The sequence below is a fragment of the uncultured Gimesia sp. genome (assembly GCF_937919775.1).
Lineage (GTDB): Bacteria > Planctomycetota > Planctomycetia > Planctomycetales > Planctomycetaceae > Gimesia.
Window position 1 is genome coordinate 1 of sequence record NZ_CALFPF010000568.1, and the last position, 2,866, is coordinate 2,866.

General features: G+C 48.4%; 4 protein-coding genes. 1 reads left to right on the top strand and 3 read right to left on the bottom strand.

Going from position 1 to position 2,866, the window contains the following annotated elements; all coding sequences use genetic code 11:
* The 3 genes from Q0294_RS23460 to Q0294_RS16335 all read right to left on the bottom strand — a co-directional run.
* A partial coding sequence (locus Q0294_RS23460) for a nucleotidyltransferase domain-containing protein (RefSeq protein WP_366917984.1) occupies positions 1–176 on the bottom strand: 176 nt, incomplete at its 3' end.
* Between the two features lie 70 nt (positions 177–246).
* Positions 247–876: a BRCT domain-containing protein gene (locus Q0294_RS16330; RefSeq protein WP_299467582.1), complete on the bottom strand. Its 630-nt coding sequence runs from the start codon at positions 874–876 to the stop codon at positions 247–249.
* 563 nt (positions 877–1,439) lie between these two features.
* Positions 1,440–2,102 carry a hypothetical protein gene (locus Q0294_RS16335; protein WP_299467584.1) on the bottom strand — a complete coding sequence of 221 codons (663 nt, stop codon included), beginning with the start codon at positions 2,100–2,102 and terminating at the stop codon, positions 1,440–1,442.
* Positions 2,103–2,230: 128 nt separating this feature from the next.
* Between Q0294_RS16335 and Q0294_RS16340 the strand changes: the two genes are divergently transcribed.
* Positions 2,231–2,614, top strand: a complete 384-nt coding sequence (locus tag Q0294_RS16340; RefSeq protein ID WP_299467586.1) for a hypothetical protein — start codon at positions 2,231–2,233, stop codon at positions 2,612–2,614.
* Positions 2,615–2,866: the final 252 nt, after the last annotated feature.

A 2,866-nucleotide genomic window follows, 5' to 3' on the forward strand; every position in this document is an offset into this window, starting at 1 on the left:
CGCAGCAGGGACGGCTTTATATACTCTTTCGGTACAATGATGATATCCACGTCTGATCGAGTGCTTCCCGTACCAAAACGCCTACTTCCAAACAGGTAAATTGCTTCAATTACATCAAACGTACTAGCAAGTTTTTTGACAGCTGCTTCCAGATCAAATAAATTATATTCAGGCATTTTTCTAAAATACTAGCAGAAATTTAATAGAAACTATCAGAGAGATCTCCCTGTGATCCACTCTCAATTATTACACAATAAACCGCACCCAATGCTCTTCAGATACAATGGCAAGATTCGTTCCAGATTCTTGCAGTTCGACGGCCTTTTCGATTTTTCTGCCATGGGTGGAATGGATCCAGTCGGAACTGCCGACTAAGCCGATGACCAGGAAATTCGTGTCCCTGGTGGGAGAACTCTTCAGGCTGCCATTTCTTTCCAGCACCAGTGACTCACACTGCTTTCTGGTTCCCGTTACGAATTTCCCGGTCAGACAGAAGATGCGCCCCTCAAAATCAATTTCGGGATCTGGTATCGTCAGGGGGAGCGACGTTGACATCGAAGTCACACTCTCATGGATAGATGGTTCGCCGGTCAGATCCATCAATGTCTGAAGCAAATCTTTCTGTTCCTCTACATCAAGCACATTGTCTGCCAGCATCGCTTCGATTCTTTGATAAAGCACATTCGCTGGCCAATGCCCTGAGATTTCAATATTATTTCTGAGCCAGTTTTGAAGATATTCAACTTCAAACTGGCTCACTTCTCCATCAGCCAATACGCCTTTACAGAGGCCAATCAGTTCATCGATTTTCCTGTCATCCAACCGTGCTGCATTAAAAGTTCGATTGAGTGGTTGTCCGTGTGCGTCCTGATTCATTGTGTACCTCCAGTTCTAATTACAAGAAGAAGGTTTCTTTTGTTCAATTGTGAACATAAAGGGGCAGAGGTTCAAGCGCCGACATGGAGAATAAAAAGAATTAGACGGGTGGCCCCGGATGGAATCCGGGGTTGTCCCAAGACAACAGGAGGTGGCGGTGTTCCCGGCGTCTGGTTCAGCAACGAAACATCAATAAGTTCCAGACAAAATCGATCACTGGAACCAAAACTTCCTGCTCGCTCCGCTCGGACCGAAATAGATTCGGTCTCATCCTGGTAATGCCTGCTTTGAAATGTAGGGGGGGACCCATGTGTCCCCCCGCCTCGCGACATAGGATATTCTCACTCTGACAAGGGAGTTAGCGCAACGTTCGAATCGTCACTTTGCAAAAACGTCAACACCACGGGCTGACACTTGGATCAGCCCCTACCTGGGGTCCACCTTTCCTATTCACCTTGGTGATGTCGTTCCACACACGTCTGCCAAGCCAGGCGGGCGGGCACACAGGCACCGCCCCTACGTTTGGGTCGATTGCTGCTTCTGAAATTGTCTGGCGTACCGCCTTAGATCCCATCCCAGATCGGCACTTCCAGAAACTCGGAAAGCGTTCGCGCATCTTCGTGAATCTGGTCCAACTTGCCGTGATCGACGACATTCGTGCGCACGCCCTCTTTGGAAATGAGATTCATTTCATAGCTGTAATACGAATTGTTGTCACCGCTGACTGATTCCGAAATCAACTGAATCGCATGAATCTCCTTAAACGGCATCAGCAGCTCATTCGCGGTGGCATACATCAATTCGTCAGTCGGAATCCTGCCGGTCCAGAAACACTCGTACTGCTTATCAAACACAACCGGCTTCGTGCCGAAATAGAACATCAGGCCGCCAGCCAGTGTGAAGATCAGTCCCACCGCTCCCAGGCCAATCACATCCTCTGTGAATATTTTCCCGCTTTCGATGACTTGAAAGAGAGAGGCAGTCAACAACCCCAACCCAACCACCAGGAAGATCAGGTAAAACGCTTTGGCCCCCCACGGGGCCCGGAACTCGTAGCGCAAGGGGGAGACCTGCACCAGTTTCCGCGTACAGAAGCTCGCTCCTCCCCTTTTGAGGGGTGACCATTCCGTTTTCAGCGCGACGGGATCATTCAACGTCGCCGGATCAAAGCGTTCGCTGTCCTCGGTGGTTAAATTTTTCAGTTGGTCGATCAGCTTACGAAACATGGACTGCCAGTCTTAATGAAGAGGTGATTCCCTTTTGTAGATATGATATCATCTCGACAGGCGCATTCAAATATTTGCCTCAATAGAAAGTCGAATAATAAGTTTTCCTTCATAGATGAGTTCCACTAATGCCAGATAATCCGCTCTCAAAGATTGTGCTCGACGTTGAATACTCGAGCGGGCCTCGCGCAACTTCAGATCTGCACGCCGGCGGCATTTTCTTCTGTGTTCTGTACGAGGAAGTGCTTGTATTTCGCCCCAACAATGTGGTCGAACGCGATGTACGTATTCTCGACAACTGGCGTCCGCTCGACGACGAAGCTGATTCCCTCGCGGAGCGATCAGCAACAGGAACCTATGGACTCAACAGTAGAGGCTACATCAGTTGCAACTTCCCACATGCATCCTACACAGGGCTTGCCTGTGATATAAATCCAAACTGGTTAGCTTTTCATTTGACATACAAACAGTTTAAGGTTTGTAACAGTTGCGTTTACATACTTCGCGATTGATCCGGATAGTGAGCGTAAAAAGGGCAAACCCCAATAGGACGCAAGCATCGTTCCCAGTCAACACCTTACCGTTAATTTCCTGATGGCCACTAAAGGGGTTAGATCCCGAAATACAACCGCGACGCCTTCGTCCATATGAGCATCGTCCTGCTTTAACCATCCCGGTTATTCGCGACAAATGATCGCATGCTGCCGTTTTTTCCTTGATGCGCTGGTGCGATTGATTAATATTAATTGACAGTAATCCTATCA

Coding starts and splice junctions, on each gene's coding strand:
- Q0294_RS16335 (WP_299467584.1), bottom strand. CDS start 2,102: ATGTTTCGTAAGCTGATCGACCAACTGAAAAATTTAACCACCGAGGAC.
- Q0294_RS16330 (WP_299467582.1), bottom strand. CDS start 876: ATGAATCAGGACGCACACGGACAACCACTCAATCGAACTTTTAATGCA.
- Q0294_RS16340 (WP_299467586.1), top strand. CDS start 2,231: ATGCCAGATAATCCGCTCTCAAAGATTGTGCTCGACGTTGAATACTCG.